The organism is Enterococcus rivorum (assembly GCF_001742285.1).
GTDB lineage: Bacteria > Bacillota > Bacilli > Lactobacillales > Enterococcaceae > Enterococcus_L > Enterococcus_L rivorum.
On the sequence record NZ_MIEK01000032.1, the window covers coordinates 16748 to 34228 of the forward strand.

Annotated in this window: 15 protein-coding genes; 2 read left to right on the forward strand and 13 right to left on the reverse strand. The window is 35.1% G+C overall.

The window, feature by feature from the left end; genetic code table 11:
* Positions 1 to 15 precede the first annotated feature (15 nt).
* Genes BCR26_RS11075 through yycF form a run of 4 tightly spaced genes read right to left on the reverse strand, consistent with a single transcriptional unit; the run spans position 16 to position 4708 of the window.
* Positions 16 to 858, reverse strand: coding sequence for a two-component system regulatory protein YycI (locus BCR26_RS11075; RefSeq protein WP_069699057.1), 843 nt, complete (start codon positions 856 to 858; stop codon positions 16 to 18).
* A complete protein-coding gene (locus tag BCR26_RS11080; RefSeq protein ID WP_069699058.1) occupies positions 858 to 2168 on the reverse strand; it encodes a YycH family regulatory protein in 1311 nt (436 codons plus the stop codon). The genes BCR26_RS11075 and BCR26_RS11080 overlap by 1 nt, the downstream gene beginning before the upstream one ends.
* Positions 2165 to 3997 carry a cell wall metabolism sensor histidine kinase WalK gene (gene walK, locus BCR26_RS11085; RefSeq protein WP_069699059.1) on the reverse strand — a complete coding sequence of 611 codons (1833 nt, stop codon included), beginning with the start codon at positions 3995 to 3997 and terminating at the stop codon, positions 2165 to 2167. Before walK ends, BCR26_RS11080 begins: the two co-directional genes overlap by 4 nt.
* Positions 3998 to 4003: 6 nt before the next feature.
* On the reverse strand, positions 4004 to 4708 hold the full coding sequence (yycF, locus tag BCR26_RS11090) for a response regulator YycF (RefSeq protein WP_069699060.1): 705 nt from the start codon (positions 4706 to 4708) through the stop codon (positions 4004 to 4006).
* A 186-nt stretch (positions 4709 to 4894) separates the two neighbouring features.
* Between yycF and BCR26_RS11095 the strand changes: the two genes are divergently transcribed.
* On the forward strand, positions 4895 to 5854 hold the full coding sequence (locus BCR26_RS11095) for a S66 family peptidase (RefSeq protein ID WP_069699061.1): 960 nt from the start codon (positions 4895 to 4897) through the stop codon (positions 5852 to 5854).
* Positions 5855 to 6174: 320 nt separating this feature from the next.
* On the opposite strand, the gene BCR26_RS11105 is transcribed toward BCR26_RS11095, so the two are convergent.
* From BCR26_RS11105 to BCR26_RS11130, 6 genes are all read right to left on the reverse strand, one after another.
* Positions 6175 to 6843: an MIP/aquaporin family protein gene (locus tag BCR26_RS11105; protein ID WP_069699063.1), complete on the reverse strand. Its 669-nt coding sequence runs from the start codon at positions 6841 to 6843 to the stop codon at positions 6175 to 6177.
* A 236-nt stretch (positions 6844 to 7079) separates the two neighbouring features.
* On the reverse strand, positions 7080 to 7937 hold the full coding sequence (locus tag BCR26_RS11110) for a DegV family protein (RefSeq protein WP_069699064.1): 858 nt from the start codon (positions 7935 to 7937) through the stop codon (positions 7080 to 7082).
* Complete coding sequence (locus BCR26_RS11115; RefSeq protein WP_069699065.1) at positions 7930 to 8499, reverse strand: DUF1836 domain-containing protein; 570 nt, start codon at positions 8497 to 8499, stop codon at positions 7930 to 7932. Before BCR26_RS11115 ends, BCR26_RS11110 begins: the two co-directional genes overlap by 8 nt.
* A gap of 162 nt (positions 8500 to 8661) precedes the next feature.
* Positions 8662 to 10116, reverse strand: coding sequence for a family 1 glycosylhydrolase (locus BCR26_RS11120; RefSeq protein WP_069699066.1), 1455 nt, complete (start codon positions 10114 to 10116; stop codon positions 8662 to 8664).
* A gap of 13 nt (positions 10117 to 10129) precedes the next feature.
* Positions 10130 to 11983, reverse strand: coding sequence for a PTS beta-glucoside transporter subunit IIBCA (locus tag BCR26_RS11125; RefSeq protein ID WP_069699067.1), 1854 nt, complete (start codon positions 11981 to 11983; stop codon positions 10130 to 10132).
* Complete coding sequence (locus BCR26_RS11130; RefSeq protein WP_069699068.1) at positions 11980 to 12825, reverse strand: PRD domain-containing protein; 846 nt, start codon at positions 12823 to 12825, stop codon at positions 11980 to 11982. Before BCR26_RS11130 ends, BCR26_RS11125 begins: the two co-directional genes overlap by 4 nt.
* A 507-nt stretch (positions 12826 to 13332) precedes the next feature.
* Here BCR26_RS11130 and BCR26_RS19220 point away from each other — a divergent pair.
* On the forward strand, positions 13333 to 13467 hold the full coding sequence (locus BCR26_RS19220) for a transposase domain-containing protein (protein ID WP_209591819.1): 135 nt from the start codon (positions 13333 to 13335) through the stop codon (positions 13465 to 13467).
* A 225-nt stretch (positions 13468 to 13692) separates the two neighbouring features.
* On the opposite strand, the gene glyS is transcribed toward BCR26_RS19220, so the two are convergent.
* From glyS to BCR26_RS11145, 3 genes are all read right to left on the reverse strand, one after another.
* Positions 13693 to 15777 carry a glycine--tRNA ligase subunit beta gene (glyS, locus tag BCR26_RS11135; RefSeq protein WP_069699069.1) on the reverse strand — a complete coding sequence of 695 codons (2085 nt, stop codon included), beginning with the start codon at positions 15775 to 15777 and terminating at the stop codon, positions 13693 to 13695.
* A 1-nt stretch (position 15778) separates the two neighbouring features.
* Positions 15779 to 16687 carry a glycine--tRNA ligase subunit alpha gene (glyQ, locus tag BCR26_RS11140; protein ID WP_069699070.1) on the reverse strand — a complete coding sequence of 303 codons (909 nt, stop codon included), beginning with the start codon at positions 16685 to 16687 and terminating at the stop codon, positions 15779 to 15781.
* Between the two features lie 360 nt (positions 16688 to 17047).
* Positions 17048 to 17290 carry a hypothetical protein gene (locus BCR26_RS11145; protein ID WP_069699071.1) on the reverse strand — a complete coding sequence of 81 codons (243 nt, stop codon included), beginning with the start codon at positions 17288 to 17290 and terminating at the stop codon, positions 17048 to 17050.
* Positions 17291 to 17481: the final 191 nt, after the last annotated feature.

Genomic DNA, 17481 nt, shown 5'->3' on the forward strand with positions numbered 1-17481 from the left:
ATTATACATTCATCTCTAATGATTTTCCACCTTTGGAACTGTATTATTTGTAATGATCGTGTTACTTAAAGCATTTACATGTTCAATTTGTAAATTACCATTATTGGTAATACCGATAAACCAAACTGGGACATAAACACTTTTCTCTCGTATTTTATAAATTCTTGAATAGGCTAACTTAATAAAGTTTATCGTTGAATTACTTGGAATACGATTGTTCACATATAATGTTTCAACAGCTTCTCGACTAGAATACAAATCCATTTTGTCCCGCAACTCATCAATTGAGCCAATATGTGTTTGAGTGTATTTGTTTACCTTTAAAAGATCCCCAGATTTCTCAAGACTAATTGACAATTGAGCGGTATCATCTCTAAAAGGAATTCCCTTGTAAGATTGGACTGCAATAATTTCTGGAAATTCACCAGTAAAATTTGAAAATTCATTTAAAAATTGATACTCATCACCGTAAAGAAGTGATTTTTTTTCTCCTAGAAAGGTTTTTAACGTATCATGAATATTCTTTTCATTAATAAAATAGTTTTTACTTGGCGTACTTGTTATTGTATATTCTCCAACATTTGCATAGGGCTTAATCGCTGCTAGTTCGCCGTTTTGTAAAGCTTCTTTAAAATTCGTTTGTTCTCCGCTTAAATAATAGCCTTCTAGTCTTGTTTCAGATAAATTTCCTTTGTAGGAAATACCATCTTTTTTCAATCGATTCTCAATTTTTTCTGTTTGGCCTGAGTAAGAAACGCTGCTTTCATCCTGCATCCCCTCACGATAAATACCAAATAAAAATAGATTAAGTCCAAAAAAGGCGACAAAGAATATCCACTCAATTCGTTTGAAATCCATTACTGCACCTCCGAATGAGCCATCTCAGCCAATAACTCATTTTCGCTATACCACTGTTTATTATAATTGACATACCATTCTGGCGTTAAATCAACAACTTGTTTGGTTTCTTCAATCGTTTGCCAGGTATAACCAATAACCAAAGATTTAATGTTTTCGGTTTTTGCCCCAGCTTTTTTCAGCTTTTCTAAAAGTTTGTCGGCACTTTCAATTGTAACAACTTCTTCAGATGGTATAGGAATTTGAATCGTATCTACACTAGTATAAATAGTGACCTGTTGTTCTTGAGTGTTTCGTCGTTCAATTGCTACTTGAACTTGCCCTTTATTCTGTTGGCTGAAAACAGGAAATCCTTCAACAAAGGTTCTGTAATTCACTTGCGCCTTACCTCGATCAAAATAGCGTAAGTTTCCCATGCTCGTTCCTAATTTTTTGACATAACTATAGCTCGTTGTATAAACATCATTAGTTAAACGATTTTCTTCAGACAAATTCCCTCTAAATAAAATCGTTCCTTCTTTGCTATCTGTCTGAAGGATTTCATTATTACTTGTATAAGAAAAATCTTTACTATCTTCACTAGAACGAATATTATCAATATTATTGAAAAAAGCATTTTTAAAGCGAGTAATCGGTTGGGAAGCTAAAATGTAGCTGTATTTTTTCATCTGCATGTCATTCGTCAACAAATATTGTTTTTCAGCAGCAAGATTACTTCTTTCCACGGCATAATATTGGATTCCTTCTTTTCCCACCAAATCATTTATCTTATTCACATTAACCGACAAGGTTGCTTCATATACATTTTTGCTACTAAAATTAAAGAAACGAATTTTATCCTTATCAAAATCAAGTTGAATTTTAGTAAAATATATATTTTCACTATCGTTTATACTACTGACATCGATCTTTAGTTTGTAGATAAAAATGTATTCATTCAATAAAAACGGGGCTTCATATAAAAGTTCTATTCCTGAATCAAAAGTTAAATAAGAGTCAAATTGTTCCTTATTTTGATTGACTACTTGATTTAATTTACCAAAATCAGCTTTTCTAATCTCAGCTTGAACAGAACTAATTAAATTCTCATTACTAGTTATTTGCGTTTCTTCACCTTTTTTCTTAACTAATTTTAAGGGTTGAAAAACATCCACAATTGAGCGCTCATTCACAGCTGTAGCGATCTGATTTTCTCCAGTAAGTGGTTGCTCTTTTTTTGAAGAACTCAACCAAATATTGAATGAAAAATATAGACTTAAGAGAATTAAGAGAATGAGCCCTATTCTAATTAATTTTTCAGGTATTTTCATTCCCACCAATCCTCCTCATAAGGTTCATAAGGCAAGGAAATATAAAATGTTGATCCTTGACCCTCCTCACTTTCTACCCAGATTAAGCCATTATGCGCCTTGACAACTTCCTTAGAGATAGCTAAACCGAGACCAGTCCCACCTTGCGCTCTCGCTCTTGCTTTATCTACACGGTAGAAACGTTCAAATACTTTACTGATATCTTTCTTGGGAATACCTAATCCTTGATCTGAGATGCTAAAAACTACATTGTTATGTGTTTCTAATAGTCGGCAAGTAATTTCTCCACCGTCAGGAGAATATTTCACGGCATTGTTTAAAATATTATCCAACACCTGAATAATTTTATCCGTATCTACTTCTACCCATAGATCCCTTTTAGTAAATTCTCTACGAATAATGTAATTTTTTTGCGTGCTAACTAGCATCATATCAAAACGATCCAGCACAAAGTTAATTAACTCATTAAAATTGACATATTCTAATTGAAGATGCGCATTTCCTGAATCCATTCTAGATAAATTCAGCAAGTCATTAATCATTCGGATCATTCGGTCAGTTTCCTCTAGTGTCACATTTAAAAAATTAGGCGCAATGTCAGGGTTTTCCCAAGCTCCCTCACTTAATGCTTCAATATAACTACGCATGCTAGTTAATGGTGTTCTTAACTCATGAGAAACGTTAGAAACAAATTCACGACGCTCTCGCTCATTTTTTTCTTGTTCTGTGACATCATGGAGAACACAAACCAACCCTGTAATAAAACCAGATTCTCGTCGAATCATTGTAAAGTCGATACGAATAATCATTTGATCTTCTTCTTTTTCTGACAGAGAGCGGTCAATAATCATTTCATTTGGCTCTTCCAATAACTTTCTGAGAGTATAATCTGCTTCAATATCTAGTAACTCCAATAAAGAAGAACCAATCACGTTTTCAGTTTTTACATTTAGCAGCGAAAGAGCCATTTCGTTGATGGTAATGACTTTTCCTCTTCGATCTGTAGCGATAACACCATCTGTCATATGGGTTAAAACACTATCCAATCGATTACGTTCAGCTTCCATCGTTTCTTGTGCTTCTTCGATTCGTTCAGCTAACTGGTTAAACGTATCAGCTAACTGTCCAAGTTCGTCTTTTCCGTAAATTTTAACTTTACCAGAATAATCTCCTCGAGCTATTCTCAGGGCTTGCTCTCTCATTTCTCCAATTGGTTGAGTGATAGAACGAGCAATCAGCAATGTCACTGCGATTGAAATAATTCCAGAGATTAATGAAGCAGTCAGAAAAATACTTGCTGTATTCGTTAACTCATCATATTTTCTTTCAATATTACTTTTAACATAAAGAACCCCGATGACTGTATCGCCAGTCGGGGATTGAATAGGCTGGACATTGATATAAACTCTTTTATCGTTGTCTAAAGCAGGGTATTTTTTTATGTTAAAATCATTTAAATCACGATAATCGTTCTTTTTTCCTATGACACCTTGTTGGTTCAAATCACTTGTGGCACGTACAATTCCTTTATCATCAACGACACGGGCTTCGATAATTTCAGACGTTTGAAAATCAGCCAAGGCTTTTTTCAAATTTGCATCTACCTCAGCTCTCTCTTCTTCTGTTTTACCACCCATATAGTTGCTGAGGCTACTAGCCAACTGCAAGACTTGTGTATCCATATTCTTTTTGAATTCGTTAACCGTTGTTGTTTCAAGTTCACGAATAAAATAACCACCAATAATTTGAATCGTAATCAATAGTAACAAAATGAACGATAGAGCAATTTTAAAGTTTACAGATTGAAAAAAGTGAACTTTTTTCTTCATAAATCACTACTCCTGTTCAGGGTTTCTAAGATAATAACCAACACCTCTACGAGTGACCAAATAAGTTGGATGACTCGGACTATCTTCAATTTTTTCCCTCAAACGGCGAACCGTCACATCGACTGTTCGAACATCACCAAAATAGTCATAGCCCCAAACCGTCTGTAACAAATGTTCACGCGTCATTACTTGACCTAGATGTTTCGCTAAATAAAAGAGTAATTCAAACTCTCGATGCGTCAACTCAATCTTCTCACTACGTTTTGATACCATGTAAGCATCTGGATGAATTGTTAAATCACCAATTGTTAATTCAGATTGCGTTGTAACATCAGACTCTTTTCCACTGCTCGCTCCTCGTCTAAGATTGGCTTTCACTCTAGCAACCAATTCACGATTTGAAAAAGGTTTTGTCACGTAGTCATCGGCGCCCAATTCTAAGCCTAAAACCTTATCAATTTCAGAGTCTTTGGCAGTAACCATTATTATTGGCATATCATATGTTTTGCGGACTTCTCTAGCTACTTCCAGACCATCCATTTTAGGCAGCATTAAATCTAATAAAATTAAATCTGGTTCTACTTCCTTTACTTTCTCAATAGCTTCTTCCCCATCGTAGGCAGTAAAAACTTCATATCCTTCTTTGGCCAAATTGTATTTTACAATTTCTGAAATCGGCTTTTCATCATCTACTACTAAAATTTTCTTCATAAAGAGACACCTCTTCTTATACAAATTCTGTTTCTTACTTACCATTCTCTAACATTATACCTTATTTTGTCCACTGTTTCATCTTTCATAGAAAAACAGATTAAACTTTGGAAAATCTGCTTGCTAAAAGAATCACTATCTGGATATAATTAGTATATACCATTTTTTGAAAGGAAGTGACCACATATGAAAGCTCCTCGTTTAAAAGCTGGCGATGAAATCCGAATTGTTGCCCCTTCTAGCAGCTTCTCTATTTTATCAGATAAGAGTGTGCGAGATGCGACTAAAAGATTAACCAACTTGGGTTTTAAAATAACTTTCGCTAGTCATCTTACAGAAAGAGATGCGCTAGATTCCTCCAGTATCATGAGTCGAGTAAAAGATATTCATGAAGCTTTTTCAGATAAAAATGTTAAAGGAATTCTCTCTGCTATTGGTGGATTTAATTGCAATGAACTACTTCCTTATTTAGATTTTTCATTAATCAAAGCAAATCCTAAAATTTTTTGTGGCTACAGTGATATTACTGCATTATGCAATGCTATTACTTGTAAAACAGGAATGATAACTTATGTTGGGCCTCATTTTTCAAGCTTTCAAATGGATGAATTACAGGAATACCAAACTAGTTCGTTTTTGAACGTTGTCAGTCAAGATGAATCAATTACGATTAGTCCTTCTAGTTTTTGGAGTCAAGATGCCTGGTATTTACCAAATCCCAAGAGACAACTTTTCCCTAACGATTGGAAAATCTATAATGACTCCGATATTGTTTCTGGCTATTGCTATGGAGGCAATTTAGGAACTTTCCAATTACTTTTTGGTACGGGTTTTCTCCCTTCTCTTGAAGATTCAATTCTATTTTTAGAAAATACTGAAGAAGAAAACTATCAAGATTTTGCTCGCGCCCTTTCTTCATTGATGCAAGTAGCTAAACATCCTAAAGCATTGCTAATTGGCCGTTTTCCAAAAGAGTCCAAAATGACTGAAAAAAAATTACTAACTGTCTTAAATAAATATCCCTTATTGAAAGAGATTCCTGTTATGTATGATATGGATTTTGGTCATACTCAACCTCTTTTTACAATCCCAATTGGAGATTTAGTTACCGTAGACACCTCTGAAAAAACGTTGACTTTTAAATAACAAAAAGAGAGGTTTAGACAGAATCTCTAGCCTTGAGAAACAAGCTGAAATTCTCGAAAACTGCTTCTAAGATTTCCCTAGATTTCAGTGCAATTCCGATTTTTTTTACGAACTTTGTGCGTAGCATTTGGGTAATAATAGGAAGTAAAGTGGCTTTTGCCACTTTATATTGTGGAGTGGTTACTCTGCAAGCAGCTGTAGTGATTTACAACGTTGGGATCGCAACAAAGTGTAGCGGTTACTTTTTTCTAATCGTTTGTTTAGATTTAGAGAGCGATACAAAACTGATTTTAGTTTTGCATCGCTCTCTTTCTTTTTTATTATTGTTCTTCAGTATTTAGTAAATACTTGCTTACTAAAGCTGCAAGTAGACCACCAATAATTGGTGCCACGATAAATACCCATACTTCTGAAAGAGCTGTTCCTCCAGCTAATACTGCTGGTGCCAAACTCCTTGCTGGGTTAACTGAAGTCCCTGTTAAAGGAATGCCAACTAAATGAACCATTGTTAAGGTCAAACCAATAACTACACCTGCTAAACGAGCATTGCCTTTTTTAGCGCTTGTTACAGTCATAATGACTAGTACAAAAATAAAAGTTAAAATAATTTCTACAAGCAAAGCTCCCATTGCGCCAAGTTCACCAAAGCCATTTTGTCCCAGATTTGCGGTATCAAGACTTGCAGTTTTCAAAATTGCCAATAAAGAAAATGAAGCAAGAAAGCCACCAACGATTTGACCGACAACATAATAGACTAATTCCATTGTTGAAATTCTTTTATTCAGCCACATGCCAACTGAAACCGCTGGATTCAAATGAGCACCTGAAACCGTACCGATACTGTAGGCTGCTGCAACAATTGATAACCCAAATGCTAAGGCAATCCCAGTTGTCCCAATCCCTTCCATTCCATTTCCTAATACCGCAGTAGCTGTCCCGAAGAACACAAGCATAAAAGTTCCTAGACATTCAGCAATTGCTTTTTTCATATTTTTTCCATCACTTTCTTAAATCGATAAAAGTTTAACACATTATCGATATTTAAAAAAATAATTGTACTTGTCTATTTGAGAAAAAATATCCTTTCATCACGGCTATTTTCATTTTCTTTCAGTTTATTCTAATCAAACGAATGAATACCAGGTTTTCCTCAAAAAAAGCAGTTAAAACAAGCCCATAATTCGGTCTTTGCTCTAACTGCTTTTGTATTTATTTAACTGTCACTCTAATCTAGCAACTGAATCCCAAAACCTAACAAACCTGGTCCAGTATGAACAACTAAGGCGGGACTAATTGTTCCAAAATATATATTTTCTGCATTAGGGAATTCTTCTTTTAATTTTAGAAGAAAGGCTTCTGCTTCTTCTTTCGCTTGCCCATGTGCAACTGCCAAATTAATCTTTTGGTGGTTTCCTACGAATTGTTTAATTAATTCAAAAGTCTTTTCTAAACTCTTTTTACGTCCTCTTGCTTTCGCAACTGTATAATAAACACCTTCTCCGTTGCAAGAGATGATTGGGTTTAATTTCAAGGCATTCCCTAAAATAGACGCTACTAAACCGATTCTACCACCCTTTTGTAAGTATTCCAAAGTCGCTACATTAAAGAATATTTTTGTTTTTGGCACTCTTTCGAGTAAAGTTGTCTTAATTTCTTCCCATCCCATATCAGCTTCAATCATTTTTGCTGCATCTATTGCTTGTAGTCCGCTGACAATTCCAATGTTTTTAGTATCTAAAACATAGGTTTCTAGACCTTCAAATTGTTCTCCAATCAAACGAATTACATTGTAAGTACCGCTTAATCCGCTTGAAATCGTAACTGCTAAGACTTTTTCATAGCCATCTTTTTTGATTTTTTCAAAAATTTTCGTAATCGTCTCTCCATCTGGCAAAGAAGTACTTGGGATTTCTTGTGGTAATCTTTCATAAACTTCTTCAGGCGTAATATCTACTTTGTCAGTATAAATATGGTCTTTATAAATGATTTGTAATGGAATCATGTAAATACCATATTTTTCAATTATTTCTTGTGGAACATCCGTTCCAGAATCAACTAGCAAAGCAATTTTTTCTTTATTCATTGTCGGGTTCTCCCTTTTCTTCCATATATTTTTGTTCAAGTTCGATTACTTTTTCACTAAACATTTTAGTTGCAAAAGATAACGTTGCTGCTTTAACCGCCATATACTTAATTTGGATTGGCTCATCCAGAACACCAGCTGTCTCCTCACCTAATGCCTGATTAGCAACGATTTTTAGAGCAGCTTCTTGTTCTTCACAGAACAAATTATAGGCTTCTCTGATTCCTACCACAGCCCCTTGAAAAATAATTCCTTCTTTAATTTCCGAAATCGTTAAAACTTGTTTCAAAAGCGTGATTGCAATTAAAAAAGCTAAATGCTTTTGGTTGTATCGTTTTTTCTTCGGCGCAGGAATTAAACCTAATTTTACATAATTATTGACCATTGATGACGTTAATAAGGTATGTTTTTCTTGGTCAATAATTGGAGATAAATAACGTTCTACCAACGTAATAACTTGATCCATATATAACTCAATTTCTGGCAACTCATGCCAACGAGGCAAATGGACTTCAATCAAGTCCGATCCCCATGATTGCAAAGATGTCTTCATTTCATTCATGGAACCCCTCCATTTTTTTATGGTAACATCGTAACATATTTTCCATTAATATTCAATCTAGTTTTAAAAACTAGTTGGTAATCATCCTTTATATAAAAAAACATTGATGAATTAACCAATCGTGGTCTTCCATCAATGTTTCGTGAATAAAATCAATAGTTCCTAATTTAATTCATTTAGATTTTGCTCTAATAGATTTTCTGCATTTGATTGTATAACTTTTTTAAACCAATGATAAGAATCTTTCGGAGTTCGTTCCAAGGTCCCTGTTCCGTCGTCTTGTTTGTCCACATAAATGAACCCATATCTTTTTTTCATTTCACCTGTTGTAGCACTTACTAAGTCGATAGGCCCCCATGTTAGGTAACCAAAGCAATCCACTTGATCGACTTCTATAGCAATTTTCAGTTGCTCAATATGTTTTTGCAAATAATCGATCCGATAATCATCATGAATTTTTCCGTCTTCAGAAAACTCATCCACTGCCCCTAAGCCATTTTCAGTAATGATAATCGGCAATCCATACTTTCTGTACGTATAATTGAGTAAATATCTTAAACCTGTTGGATCAATCGTCCAACCCCATTTACTTGTTTCTAAAAAAGGATTTTGTAAGCCACCAAATAGAGCGCTTCTCCCCTCTTCTGCCCCTTCATATTCTGCCACTGAAGAAGCATAATAGTTCATCCCAATAAAATCTAAGCGTCCGTCGGCAAAACTTCCTTTATCTTCAGGCATTATTTCAATCTTAATCCCCTGATCCTTATACTCTGCTACTTTATATTCTGGAAACTTTCCATTACACATGGCATCAATTTGATAAAAATCCCGATCCATTTGCTTAAAAGCATTCATGACATTTACTGGATTGCAATCTACAGGATAGACTGGCTCAATGCCAAAAACACAACCCACTTGATTATTCGAATCAATTTCATGTCCTAATGTCACTGCTTTACAACTTGCCACTGTCATATTGTAGCCGATGGTAGCCAATGTTTGTCTCCGATCTTCTAACTCAGAAAATTTCAATCCGGCAATAATATACGTAAAAATATCACTTGTTTCAGTTTGAGGATCAATATGATTCATTTCGTTAAAAGTGACCCAATACTTGACTTTACCTTTTAAAGCTTCAAACATCGTTCGACAAAAAGTTAGATAAAAATCAATGGTTTGACGATTAGCCCAAGAACCATATTTTTTTACCAAATGGATTGGCATTTCAAAATGATAAAGTGTGACTATCGGCTCAATGCCATATTTAATTAACTCATCAACTAACTCTTGATAAAATAAGATCCCTAATTTATTAGGTTCAGAATCATCACCATTAGGATAAATTCGTGACCAATCAATTGAAATTCTCAAAGCTTTAAACCCCATATCTGCAAACAAAACAATATCTTCTTTGTATTTATGATAAAAATCAATTGCTTCATGAGATGGATAAGTCGTCTCTTGTTGAAAAGTTTTGTCAATTCTTCGAGGTGTTTCATAAGAACCTTTTGTTACTAAATCCATAATTCCGATTCCTTTACCGTCTTCGTTCCAAGCCCCTTCACATTGATGGGCAGCAATACTACCACCCCATAAAAAATTTTCCTTTAATTTCATACTTCCTCCTACATTAAAAAACAATATTTAATAGTAAATCATCCATGGAAACAGTTTTATTTTGAGTAGGTAAAACATCGAGAAACGCATTAGTATTGGTAATTACTATGATGGTTGTTGGATCATAGCCGGCTTCTTTAATCTTTTCAAAGTTTACATTAGCGATTTTCTGTCCTTTTTTGACATGATCTCCTTGCTTAATAAATAACTCAAAATATTTTCCTTCAAGTTCTACTGTATCAATGCCAATATGAATCAATAATTCAACACCATTCACATCTTTAATGCCTAAAGCATGCTTCGTAGGGAAAACTACAGTCACTCCCCCCTCAACAGGTGAGTAAATCTCATTATTTACCGGAACAATTCCAATTCCTTTTCCTAATGCCCCAGTTGAAAAAGCTTGATCCTTTACATCTGCTAACTGGATAATTTCTCCAGAAACGACATTTCCTAAAGGCAGCGAACGCAGAGAGCTGTCTCCAACTGTTTTTGTTGATGTTTCATGTTGGTCTGTTCTATCTTCATCCTCAGATGGAATCCCTAACATATATGAAGCGATGGCTGAAGCTACAAAGCTAATTATAACAGAAGTCACCATTAACCAAAGATTTTTAAAATCCCCTTGTCCGATATAAGAAGGTAATCCAAATAGTCCCCAAGCAACTGAGTATGCTTTAACGCCTGTCAATCCAGCAAAAAGGCCACCTAAGCCACCACCAATCATAACAGCAATAAATGGTCTACGGAATTTAACAAACACACCATAAATTGCTGGTTCAGTTACCCCTAAAATTGCTGATAAAGTAACCGTTCCAAATAACTGCTTTTGTTGACTTTTTCTTGCTCTTAAGAAATAGCCTAGCATCGCTCCCCCTACTGCGATATCAGAAATAGTACAAGAGGAAATAAATGCCGGGTCGTAGCCATTGGAAGCAATCATTGTTGCAACAACTGGCATAATGAAATTTCCCGCTCCTAACATAATTATAAACGGTTGTAATGCTGAGTAGAGCATCATAACAAACCAACTACCAATCGTATTCATCAGAAAATTAAAGAAACCGATAATTCCTTCCCCCACGTAGAATCCAAGTGGACCAAATACAATTAATGTGGCTGGCAAAGTAATCAACATGATTAACAAAGGCGACAAGAAATATTGTAATGCATTTGGAACTATTTTTTTAACAAATTTTGTTACGTACCCCATAAACCATACTGCCAGTAAAATGGGAATAAAACTATTTGCATAGGTAATTTGTGGTAACGGAATCCCAAAAACACTTAAGCCTTCTACTCCATTGATTTGTTCTGACAGTACTGTAGCAGCTAAAGCAACTGCCAGATAAGGGCTCGCTCCTAATCGTTTCGCACAACTCATAGCCATAAAAATAGGCAAGAAATAGAAAACAGCGGTTCTAAGAGCATCTAAAATTTGATAGGTTGGGCTTTCAGGCGAAATAATGCCTGTTAAAGATACAATGGATAAAAAAGCCGCTAATAAACCTGCACAGATAATTGGTTCTAATATAGGTGTCATTGATTCGGATACAACATCTAAAGCTGCTTTTATAAAGTTCTTTTTCTCCTTAGGTTGACCTTCAGCAGCATTTGGATCTAAGCCTAACATTTCTACCATTTCTTTATAGATATCATTCACATGAGTGCCGATAATGATTTGATAGGCAACATTATTGCTGACAACATCAATTATCCCATCCATTGCTTTAAGCTTCTCTGTATCTGCTTTACTCCTATCTTTTAAGGTAAAACGTAACCTTGTCATACAATGGACTACTGCTTGAATATTATTTTTCCCGCCAACTAGTTGGATAATTTCTTCATTGAATTTTTGATATTTCACGGATTATCGTCCTTTCTTTCTGTTACTCGATTAATATGAATCATTAAATAGGTATATTCATCCTTCGAAAGATATTCATTGTATTTTCCTTTTACATAGATTTCAATTTTCTCAACAGCTTCAAATGATTCTGGATACAACTCTTTTACATGATGAAATAAAGTCATTTCATCTCCTTCGTAAGGCTGCTTGTTTCGGAGTCTTTCAATAAAATATTGAAGATGGGTGACTAAGCGCAAATAGTTCATGCTCGTCTCATCAAATTTCACTTGAAAGTGGTATTTAATAATATTTAACATATCTCGCAGTGTTTCCATATCTTCTATTTTTTCATCTATTCTCATTCGATCTTCTTGAAGATTAACAAAATGTAAGGCAAGTGAAACCGCCTCGTCTTCGGGAAATTCGATGCCAAAAGAGTCCTGTATCATTCTCAGTGCATGCAAACCAATCTCAAAATAAACAGGATAAAATTTTTTGACTTCCCAAGCTAACGGACTACGAATAAATTGTCCTTTTTCGGCTCTTTTCAAAGCAAAAGAAATATGGTCAAGTAACGTCAGATATAGATAATCATTTGCTTTTTTGCCAATCGCTTCTTCTCCATGCGCCACTAAATGGTTAACTAATGAAATAGTCTTTTCATCTGAATTAGAAAGCATGTAACTAAAATGCTCCAGCCGGTCTTTTGAATCTAATACATATATTTTTTCTATTTCGGAATCATCTATTGGTTGGCCAACCTTTTTCTTAAAAGAAATTCCTGTGGAATAAACGATTGATTCATGACCTCCACGATCCACAATGGCAACATTGTTATTTAATATTTGACGAACTTTCATCTCTTTTGCTCCTTTCTAGAAAAAAAAACTCAGACTAGTATCGAATAAACCAAAAAATGGTCTATAAGATCCCTAATCTGAGTTCTGCCTGATTGATTACAGTAACATAACTCTCGAAATAACTACGACGTTATTTCTCGCTTTTTTTTCTTCCTTACGAAAAGTATTATAACTGAACTTCTATACATAGTCAACGCTTCCAAAAAATTTAATCAATTTTCCGAACTCGCTTTTTCTAGCTTAACGTAAGCGGGTAATAAAAGACTGCCTTTAAAATAAGACCCTCCTCCATCTATATTAAAAGTATAAATAGTGAACTAGGAAACAATATCTGCTCCACTACTAGCAGTGGTTGCCCGTGGAAAACCGTAGAACCGCTCTGAGCCCAAAGATTAGGTCTCAGAGCTTCCAAGCTTCAAACTTGGGCTAATAATTTGTTAGACAGCCCAAGTAATTCACATTGGCTTCTTGGCACGGTTACTGGTAATAACGGCTAATAGTTCCGCTATGTTTTTACAATTTGATAAATTGAAAAATGTTGTTATTTACAGCATCGTAGAAACTGCCAAAGTAAATGGTCTAAATGCCTTCAAATATTTGACTCATTTATTTGAAGCATTCCTGAATATCAATTTTTTCTGACATCCAGCCAACCTTCAAAACTATTTGCTATAGTCAAAAACCATTTAACAATTATGCCAATAAAAAAATAACGCCATAAGTCTATAGTTGAAAACCTGTTTCCATAGTATAGAGGATATGACGTTATTTGGATAGAAGGTCTTTTATTACCCGCATACAGTTCAACTAAAAAAAAACGAATGAGTGAAACGCAACTATAAAATCAGTTTTGTTTCACTCTCTTATTTATTTTACGATTAATAAATCTAAACTTGCTATGGAGCGAGCCATTTTAGCTATCTGAATCAATTGTTTCAAACGATTTTCTTTAATTTTCTCATCATCCACCATAACCATGGTATTTTCAAAGTAATTCTCAATATATGGTCTCAAAGAAACAAGTGCATTATAATTATCTACTATCGAATTTTCATCAAAATGATTCGCTATCTCGCTTACTTCACGATATAGTTCTTTTTCTGCATCATTCTCAAATAAATCAGGATTAATTATTAATTTATTTTCATCCACTGTTTCTGTCGCCTTTTTCGCTAAATTGATGACACGCGTCAACGCTTCAACGGAAGGTCTGAAGTCTTTATCTTGTATATGTCCTTTTAAAATTGAAGCAGATGAGAAAAGTTTTGATAAATCTTTTTGCTCTGCCGAGATTACCGCATCGATGACATCATGCCTAATATTTTTGGTTAATAACAGTTGGCGAACACGACCTTTCACGAAATCAATAACTTCTGCTTGGCCTTTTTTCAATTGTATCCCAAATTTGGCTATATCTGCATTAACTGCTTCATCAATATCTAGCTGTAGTTTTACTAATGGGAAATCCCACCCTTTGTTTTCCACAATACGAATAATGCCATAGGCCTGTCTTCTTAACGCATATGGATCATTTGAGCCACTCGGGATCATATCTACTGCGAAAAATGAAAAGACACTATCCAATTTGTCAGCAATCGCAAGAACTGCTCCGATAGAAGATTCTGGAAGCGTTCCTTCACTAGCTGTTGGCATGTAATGTTCACGGATTGCCTGAGCTACAGACGGTTTTTCTCCCTGTAGAAGAGCGTATTTTTCACCCATAATTCCTTGTAGTTCTGGGAATTCACCAACCATGTTCGTTACCAAATCAAATTTATAGATTTCTGACGCACGTTTCAGGTCTTCTAATTCGGAATCCGACAAGCCAACTTCTTTCCCGATGATTTGTCCGATAAGCCCTACACGTTGCATTTTTTCATAAATAGTTCCTATTTTTTCATGGAAGGTTACATTTTTTAATTTGTCTACACAATCTTCAAGCGATAATTTCTTGTCTTCACTATAGAAAAATTCTGCATCTTCTAAACGAGCAATTAAGACTTTTTCATTTCCTTTTTTTACATTTTCAATATGCACACTATCTCCGTTGCGAACGGCAATAAAATGAGGCATCAACATGCCTTGTTCATTATGGATGGCAAAATATCGTTGATGTTCTTTCATAGAAGTAATCAAAATTTCTTCTGGAACAGATAAATATTTCTCATCAAAATCACCTACAAAAGCGGTTGGGTATTCTACTAGATTATTAACTTCTTCTAACAGTTTTTCATCAAGATCAATTGTCCAATTTTTTTCTGCCGCAAAGACGTTCGCTTGATCTACAATCATTTTTTTTCGTTCAAGAGGATCAACTATTACAAATTGTTCCTTCAGTTTCTCTTCATATTGATTCGCATGGCTGAAAATAATATCGTCTCCTAAAAAACGATGGCCTCTAGATTGTGCTCCAGTCACTACGTCTAAAACTGAAAATGGAATCACTTGGTCATCTAATAAGGCAACAATCCAATGAATAGGACGAATATATTCAAAATCATAATCCGACCAGTGCATCGTAACTGGGAATGTCAAGCTAGTAATAATCTGTTTCAGGCCCTTAAGAACCTCCATTGCAGATTTTCCTTTGGTAAACTTTGTCACGAATATATAGTCCACGCCATTTACTTCTTTGAACACAATGTTGTCTGTTGAAACACCTTGTCCTCTAACAAAACCTTGTGCAGCTTTTGACCAGTTGCCTTCTGCATCTAAAGCAATTTTTTTCGCTGGTCCTTTTACTTCTTCTTCAGTATCTTCTTGTTGTTCAGGTATTTGTGTTACGCGAATTGCTAATCGTCTAGGGGTTGAAAAAGTTTGAACTGATTCGTAAGATAAATTATTTTCGTCTAAAAATTTAATCACTTTTTCTTCTAATTGAATTCTACTTGGAGTGACTACATGTGCAGGCATTTCTTCTAATCCAATTTCTAATAATAAATCTTTTGCCATGTTAGTTTTCCTCCTTTGTTGTGCTTGCTTCTTTATTTAAAAGTGGATATCCTAGTTTCTCACGTTCGGCGACAAAAATTTTCGCTACTGCTCGAGCCATATTCCGAATACGGGCTAGATATCCGGCCCTTTCCGTTACTGAAACTGCTCCACGAGCGTCCAACAAGTTAAATGTATGGCTACATTTCAAAATATAATCGTACGCTGGATGCACCAAACTCTCATCAATACAGCGTTTCGCTTCTTTTTCAAATTTATCAAAGTTTTCTAATAACAGTTCTTGGTTGCTAACTTCAAAAGAATATTTAGAATGTTCATATTCAGGTTGTCTGAAAATCTCACCATATTTTACGCCTTCTGTCCATTCAAGATCATAGACACTTTCTACTTCTTGGATATAAGAAGCTAAACGCTCTAATCCGTATGTGATTTCTGATGTTACGGGTTTACAAGCTAAACCACCAACTTGTTGGAAATAGGTAAATTGAGTAATCTCCATTCCATCAAGCCAAACTTCCCAACCTAAACCAGCACATCCCATTGAGGGGTTTTCCCAGTTATCTTCTACAAAACGAATATCGTGTTCCAAAGGATCGATTCCCAATAATTTCAAGCTTTCTAAATATAACTCTTGAATATTTTCAGGGGATGGTTTCATTACTACTTGAAATTGATGGTGCTGATACAGACGATTCGGATTTTCTCCATAACGACCATCAGCAGGACGGCGAGACGGCTCTACATAAGCTGCATTCCAAGGCTCAGGTCCAATCGCTCGTAAAAAAGTATACGGACTCATAGTTCCTGCTCCTTTTTCCGTATCATAAGCTTGCATCAGCATACAACCATTGTCTGACCAAAATTTTTGTAATGTCAAAATCATATCTTGAACCATTAATTTCTTTTTCATTTTCTTCCTCCTTGTTTTATCTTGAGACATCCAGGTAACTCTATTCCCTTGTCCTCACTGTCTTTCCAAGATTCTCTGTGGGAATATTTCCCCTACTTTTTATTCAATAATTTTCATTTAACCAAGTGACTCATGATGCAAAAAAATAATTGGGTGTAAAAAAACACAGCAGAACTACTAGTAGTTGGTACCAGTAACCAGGTCTAGAATCCAATGTGAATTACTTGGGCTTACTACTTATTTAGCCCAAGTTTGAAGCTTGGAAGCTCTGAGTCCTGATCTTTGGGCTCAAAGTAGTTCCACCGTTTTTCACTGGCAACAACTGCTAGTAGTGAAGTGAAATTAGATTCCTAATTCTCTCTATAAAGCTGTAACTACTGGATAAAATTCGACTTCTTGACCGGGAATTAGATGAACTTCCACTCGCATATTTGTTCCAAGCTCCGTTGCTAGTTTATACTCTTTTTCACTAGGTGTTGTTTCAATTCGTTCAACCACGATACCATATTCATCTTTGACTTCAATAGAAAGACTAACTAATGATAATACATTCAACTTATTTTCGGTAAATTCATTTGGTAAAATCGTTAAATTAAATTCCATGGTTCTACCTCCTAACTGATTGTAAGTATCCTTCAAAATCCCTCACTTTATTCATCCGACTGCCAAGCTAGTTTTTATTTACGATAAAATAAATAATCGAGTAGGAGGCTAATCATTAATTGATTAGCCGACCTCTCACACCACCGTACGTACGGTTCTCGTATACGGCGGTTCAACTTTACATCACCTGT